Raw genomic sequence first — 7,800 nt, 5'->3', positions numbered from 1 at the left:
AGGTTTGGCGCATGCGTGGAAGCAGGCATACCGGTTGGATGCGTTCCGGGTGAGCTTGCTGCAATTGGCGAGCTTCTCGTTTGACGTATTTGCAGGAGATATGGCGCGGACGCTGTTGTGGGGAGGACAGATGGTCATCTGTCCAAGCGACATCAGAATGGATCCAGCGCCACTGTACGAGCGGATCCGAGAGTATGGCATCAACATCTTGGAGTCGACGCCAGCGCTGGTATTGCCGTTAATGCAGTATATCGAGGAGAACGATCTCGACATAAGCGGGATGAAGCTGCTCATTCTCGGCTCGGATGTCTGCCCAGCCGGGGAATTCCGGAAGCTGGTTCGCCGTTTCGGATCGTCGATGCGCATTCTGAACAGCTACGGGGTTACCGAAGCGTGCATCGATTCCAGCTTTTATGAAGAAGAAGCAGAAGTGGAAGCAGCGGAGAGAAGCCGCGGGAATGTTCCGATAGGCCGTCCGTTGCCGCATGTCCGTATGTACGTGGTCAATGAACGGATGCAACTGCAGCCGATCGGAGTGCCGGGGGAATTATGTATCGGCGGCATCGGGGTCGCCCGCGGGTATTTGGGTCGTCCGGAGCTGAACGCCGAGAGGTTCGTGGCGGATCCGTTCCAACCGGGCCAAATGATGTACCGGACAGGGGATACGTGCCGCTGGCTGGCGGACGGCAACCTCGAGTACGGAGGTCGTCGAGATCAGCAGGTGAAAATCCGAGGCTATCGGATGGAGCTGGGCGAGATCGAAGCCTGCTTGCAGCAGCAGTCGTCGGTGAAGGAAGGAGTCATCATTGCGCGGGAGGATGGACAGGGGGACGCATACTTGTGCGCCTACGTAGTAGCGGAAGGCGAACTGGACGCGGTGGAGCTGCGCCGTTGTATGGGGCAGCACCTGCCGGGCTACATGATTCCATCGTTCTTCGTGCCGCTGGAAGAGCTGCCGCTGACGCCAAACGGAAAGCTGGATCGGCGCGGACTGCCGTCGCCAGAAGGACAAGCGGTCAGCGGTGTGGAGTATGTGGCGCCGCGAACAGAGCTGGAAGCGAGACTGTGCGAGCTGTGGCAGCGCGTGCTTGGCGTAGAACGGGTCGGGGTGAAGGACAATTTCTTCGACCGGGGAGGCCATTCCTTGAAAGCGACGACGCTAGTGGCGCAGATGCACAAGGAACTGAACGTGAATGTGCCGCTGCGGACGATCTTCCAAACCTCGACGCTAGAGGAATTGGCGCAGGCGGTTGACGGGATGGATCGGCAGCTGTACGCCGCGATCGAGCCGGTGGAGGCGCGGGACTATTACCCGCTGTCCTCGGCGCAGAAGCGGATGTACATTCTGAATCAATTGGGCGGTGCGGAGATCAGTTACAACATGCCGATGGTCATGAAAATAGAAGGGGAGCTTGATTCAAATCGATTGGAATTCTCTTTTAAACGTCTCATCGAACGACATGAGTCGCTGAGAACTTCATTCGGCATGGTAAACGGAGAGCCTGTACAATTTGTACATGGACATGTGGAGTTTTCACTGGAAGTTATACAAGCATCCGACAGCCAGTTGAAAGAATATATCTCAACATTTATCCGGCCATTTGATTTGTATCAGGCACCGCTGTTCCGTGCTGTTTTGTTAACAGTCAATTCAACATATCACGTGCTTCTGTTTGATATGCACCATATTATATCGGATGCGGTTTCGATTGGGATATTTGTTGATGAGTTCAACCGAATTTATAACGGGGAAACTCTTTCAAATAGGGATATTCAGTACAAAGATTATGTGGTATGGCAACAAATGGGCCTGAAAAGTGAGGCTATGAGAGAACACGAAAAGTACTGGTTGAAGGAATTTACCGTCGATGTTCCTGAATTGAATTTGCCGACTGATCATCCTCGGTTGGCCGTAAAGGAACACAAAGGCGAGACGGTTCCATTTACGATTGAATCCGATATCGTCTACGAATTGCGCAAGCTGGCAGCAGATACAGGAGCGACAATGTACATGGTGCTTCTTGCCGCTTATTCGGCACTATTATTTAAATATTCGTCACAAGAGGACATCGTCATTGGTTCTCCGGTTGCCGGCCGCCCGCACGTCGACTTTGATAACATTATCGGTTTATTCGTCAACACGCTGGCAATGAGAACTTATCCGCAAGGGAATAAAACGTTCGCTTCATTTTTGGAGGAAGTAAAGGCTCAATCAATTAAAGCGTATGAGCACCAAGACTATCCGTTTGACAATCTGGTAGATAAATTGACCATTCGCAGGGAACTGAATCGAAATCCATTATTTGAAACGATGTTTATATTGCAAAATGAGGGAATTGAACCACCTTCCATTGGTCGATTGAAATGGGAGCCTTGGAAAGTGGACGATATCGTAACAAAATTCGATCTTACCTTGCAAGCCGCGGAAGCTGCGGATGAAATACAGTGTATCTTTGAATACCGTGCGGAGTTGTTTAAAAAACACTCTATTACACGACTGTCGAGCGACTTTATTCTCCTACTTAAGCAAGTTGTAGAAAACAGAGGCTTGGTACTGCAAGATATTGAGTTGGAACGGCTGAGCTCGCCAATTCACAGCAATAAAATTGCTGATCTAGATTTTGTTTTTTAATTATCTCTTCGTTTTGTGAAACACTATCATTTTTAGCGGAAGAGAGGGGAGGGAATTGATAGTTCCCTCCCCTGCTTCTAAAAAATCAGATCACGTTGTAGGTGGGGACGCGTTCATGAGTAAATATGAAAAGGAATTTCAATACTGGGATTCCTTTATAGATAGTGACGACGCACTAGTTTCGATTCCGTATGAACATACTTCTTTTCAATACGATTCCGGGCATATGGATAGCACATCCTTTTTAATTAGAAAAGATCTATCTGAGAGAATCATGACAATGGGCAAACGCTCCTATTACGGAGCATATTTGATTCTATTGACTGGAGTTCATTATTTACTTTACAGATATACCAGCAATAGAAGCATTATTACAGGAATTCCTGCCTTTAAAGAAGACAAAGTGGCTGATCAGGGTGTAAACGATATTTTATTTGTAAAAAGCAATTCCGAAGCCTCTACTTCATTTAAAGATTTGCTGCTGCAAATGAAAAACCAGTTGCAAGCAGTCAGTGAGCATCAAAATGTCCCACTATATGAGATTACGAAACGCCTGAATGTTCCGCATAATTCCAAGGGCCAGCCCATTATAAACACGATCGTAGACTTAGAGAACATACATAGCGACGAGTACCGGAATTCTGCCGAAACAAATATGCTGCTTCACTTTCAAGTGAACGAGGATGATTCAATTCAACTAAATGTCGTGTACAAAGCGGGCTTATATACGGAAGCGACAGCAAGTAGGATTTTTCGGAATTTAGAGCGTTTGCTAATGAAGGCTTTAGCTGAAGTCGATCAAGTCATGGATCATATCGAATTATTGTCCGAGTCGGAAAAGCTGCAACTGCTTCAATTTAATGAAACGAAGACGGACTATCCAGAGGATAAAACGATTCATGAGCTGTTCGAAGAACAAGTGGAGAAGACGCCGGAACAAACGGCGATCGTGTTCGACAAGCAACGATTAACATACCGTCAGTTGAACGATCAGGCCAACGGGCTGGCAAGAGAGCTTAGAGAACAGGGAGTTCGGCCGGATAAAATCGTGGGTATTATGGCGGAGCGATCACTGGAAATGGTTGTAGGCATTTTCGCAATATTGAAAGCAGGTGGAGCGTACCTGCCAATCGATCCAGGCTACCCAGAAGAGCGCGTTCGATACATTTTGGAAGACTCGGGAGCATTATTACTGCTGATTCAATCGCACCTGAAGGAACGGCTGCGAATGGAGGAGGCTCATCCGTTTCAGGCGGAAGAGGCTGTACGATTTGATGGTGCGGTATTGGAGTTGGTACTTCATCATCCGGCGAATGGAGAGGGGGCGACGGTTTGCTTGGAGGAGCTTCCGCTGAAGCCGAGACTGGCACCTCTACCGGAGATCGTGTCAAGAGCTCCGTCAGAAACCATCTCAGGCCCACATCATCTTGCCTATGTTATCTATACATCGGGATCGACGGGAAAGCCAAAGGGCGTCATGATCGAGCACCATTCTCTAGTAAACCGTCTGAAGTGGATGCAAAAGAGCTATCCGTTAAGCGGAATGGATGTCATTTTGCAGAAGACTCCGTTTACCTTTGACGTTTCGGTGTGGGAACTGTTCTGGTGGGCGCTGGAAGGAGCACAGCTTTGTCTGTTGGAACCAGGCGGGGAAAAAGATCCGGGTACAATAGTGGAGGCGGTTCGGGAACATCAAGTGACGACTATGCATTTTGTACCGTCGATGCTGCATGTATTTTTGGAACATATAGGGAACCGAGTGGAGAACGTAGGTTTGTCTACGTTAAAGCAAGTGTTCGCCAGCGGGGAAGCGCTGCAAGCTGCACATGTACAACGGTTCCATCAGTTGTTGGGTGAATCGCATGGAACGAAGCTGACGAATCTGTACGGTCCAACGGAAGCTACCATTGATGTGACTTATTTCGATTGCGATCCGGGAACCGAAGGGTCGTCCGTGCCGATCGGTAAGCCAATTGATAATACGCGAATGTATGTGCTGGACGAGCAAATGCGTATGCAGTCCATTGGAGTATCGGGCGAGTTGTATATCGCAGGAGTCGGTTTGGCCCGGGGTTATTTGAACCGTCCCGAGTTGACGGAAGAGAGATTTGTAGCCGATCCGTTTATTTCCGGCGAGCGAATGTACCGTACGGGAGACTTGGGCAGATGGCAACCGGACGGGAATATCGAATATTTGGGCCGGATCGACCATCAGGTGAAGATTCGCGGGTATCGAATTGAGCTGGGCGAAATAGAAGCGTGCTTACAGCAACATGAAACAGTGAAGGAAGCGGTAGTGATCGCGCGGCAAGATGCACAAGGCGATGCGTATCTGTGCGCCTATACGGTGATGGAAGGAAATCTGGATGCGGCGGAACTGAGCCGAATGTTAGGGGAGCAAGTGCCTAGCTACATGATTCCGTCCTTCTTCGTGCAGCTTGACCAGATGCCTTTGACGTCTAACGGTAAGCTGGATCGACGGGCGTTGCCGGAGCCTAAAGGGAACGCTGCTGCCGCAGCGGAGTACGTGGCGGCGCGAACAGATTTGGAAGCTCGATTGGCAGAGATTTGGCAGCGCGTGCTCAGCATGGAACGTATAGGCGTGAAAGATAACTTCTTTACCCTTGGCGGCCATTCGCTGAAAGCGGCAACGATTGTGGCGCAGATACATAAACAGTTACATATTAATGCACCGCTGGGAATCGTGTTCGAACACCCGACGGTGGAGTTGTTGGCCCAAGAGCTTGCCGGCATGGAGCAGCAGATTTTCGCCGCAATAGTACCGGCGGAAGCAAAAGAGTATTACCCGGTCTCTTCCGCGCAAAAGCGTATGTATATCCTGAACCAATTGGAAGGTGCCGAGCTTACTTATAATATGCCGGGAGTATACGCTGTGGAAGGTTCGCTTCATGTAGAACGGTTGGAGCAGGCATTTTTAAATCTGATTATGCGGCATGAATCTTTGCGAACCTCATTCAGAATGGTTAACGGGGAACCGATGCAGCATGTGCACGAACAAGTCCCGTTCGCGGTGGAAATGGAATCTTTGTCGGAGCAAGAACGTTCAGCGGATACGATGGAAGAACAAATTGCCGGTCGGGTGGAAGCGTTCGTGCGCCCGTTTGATCTGGAGCAAGCGCCGCTGTTGCGGGTGGGGCTTATCGAAGTGGCAGCCGAGCGTCATATCCTCTTGTTCGATATGCACCATATTATTTGCGATGGAATCTCGATGAATGTGCTGATGCAGGAATTTTCCAAATTGTATCGGGGAGAAAGCTTGCCGGAACTGCGGGTTCAATATAAAGATTATGCGGTGTGGCAGCAAGGGCTGACTCAAAGCAAGACGATGAAGAAGCAGGAAACGTTCTGGCTTGAAACGTTCGCAGATGAAATTCCAGTGCTGGAACTGCCGACGGATTATGCGCGCCCGGCGGTGCAGAGCTTTGAGGGGAACACTATTTATTTTGACATCAGCAAAATCGAAGCGGACGGGTTGCAGAAGATAGCCGCGGACACGGGAGCGACGATGTATATGGTGCTGCTGGCGGCGTATACAACGCTATTGTCCAAGTATACGGGTCAAGAGGACATCATCGTTGGCACGCCAATTGCCGGTCGTCCCCATGCGGATTTAGAGAATCTCATCGGGATGTTTGTTGGCACGTTAGCGCTGAGGAATTATCCGGCAGGAGACCTGACGTTCGTGGATTTCGTGCAGAATGTGAAGGCCAGCGCGCTGAAAGCGTTTGAGCATCAAGATTATCCGTTCGAAGAGTTGATTGAAAAGTTGGATTTGCGCAAGGATTTGAGCCGCAACCCGTTATTTGATGCGATGTTTGTTATGCAAAATATGGATCAATCGGATATTGAGATTGAAGGCATATGTTTTAATCCGTACCGTACCAAGGATAAAGAAGCTAAATTTGACCTAACTTTAAATGCAGTAGAAAAAGAAGGCGGTTTTGTCTTCGGTATTCAGTATCGCAAGTCGTTATTCTGCGAAGAAACGATGGAGCGATGGACGGGACATTTTAAGCGTTTGCTGCAAGTGGTAGCGGAACAACCGGAGCGGCGGCTATGTGAAATTGAAATATTGTCCGAGCAGGAGCGGCGCCAGATCGTATTTGAATTTAATGATACGTTTGTCGCATATCCGCAGAGGACGCTCCATTCTCTGGTAGAAGAGCAGGCAGAGAAGACGCCGGATCAAGTGGCGGTGGTATTCGGGGAACAACGGTTAACGTATCGCGAACTGAATGGGCGGGCCAACTGCTTGGCGCGGACGTTGATAGATCGGGGCGTACAGCCAAATGATGTCGTAAGCCTTATAACAGGACGCTCCTTGGAAATGATCATAGCCATCTTGGGGATATTGAAAGCCGGCGGCTCGTTTTTGCCGATTGATCCTGAATATCCGGAAGAGAGAATCCGATTTATCCTTTCTGACAGCAGTACAAAGATGTTGTTGATTAAAAAGGGGATTCATCTAAATGCTCCCGATTTCCATGGTAATACGATCATTTTGGATGAGCAAAAGCTGCAGAGTGAAGCCGGCAATCTGGTTTCTACCGCACAAAATCAAATTGCTTACATCATTTATACTTCCGGTACGACGGGAACGCCAAAGGGAGTATTAATTGAACATCAAGGGATCGTCAATACCGTGATGTGGAGACGCGACGAATATCGGTTATCGCAGCAAGATATCGTGCTTAACATTTTATCATTTGCTTTTGACGCATTTATTAGCACGTTATTTTCGGCGTTAATATCCGGAGCCCAATCGGTAATATTGCCTGACGGAGAAGCGCAAAATCCTGTTGCGATCAGTGCTTCCATCGCTAAACATTCTGTCACGCGTTTTGTTAGCGGACCAGCTTTGTTCTCTGTACTGATGGAGCATGCTTCATCAGAGGATTTACGCTCATTGATTACCGTTACATTAGGTGGCGAGCACTTATCCATAAAGATTGCGGAAAAAGTAAAGGATGCTTATCCTTGGATAGAATTAGTGAATGAATACGGCCCTACGGAAAACAGCGTAGTTAGTAGTTGTTTTAGACAATTGAACAATGCTGAGCTAATTACTGTGGGCAAACCGATATCAAACGTTCACTTGTATGTGATGAACCGTTACGGGCAACCGCAGCCGATTGGCGTTGCAGGGG

General features: G+C 48.8%; 2 protein-coding genes. Both read left to right on the top strand.

From position 1 onward, the window contains the following. Positions 1-2,632 (top strand): condensation domain-containing protein (locus AZ66_RS24150; protein WP_156160065.1); only part of this gene is annotated, 2,632 nt, incomplete at its 5' end. Between the two features lie 115 nt (positions 2,633-2,747). After that, positions 2,748-7,800 (top strand): non-ribosomal peptide synthetase (locus AZ66_RS24145; protein ID WP_044357200.1); only part of this gene is annotated, 5,053 nt, incomplete at its 3' end.

This window comes from Paenibacillus sp. E194 (assembly GCF_000935845.1).
In the GTDB taxonomy this organism is placed as follows: Bacteria; Bacillota; Bacilli; order Paenibacillales; family Paenibacillaceae; genus Paenibacillus_B; species Paenibacillus_B alvei_B.
This window is presented reverse-complemented; position numbering and strand designations above follow the sequence as displayed.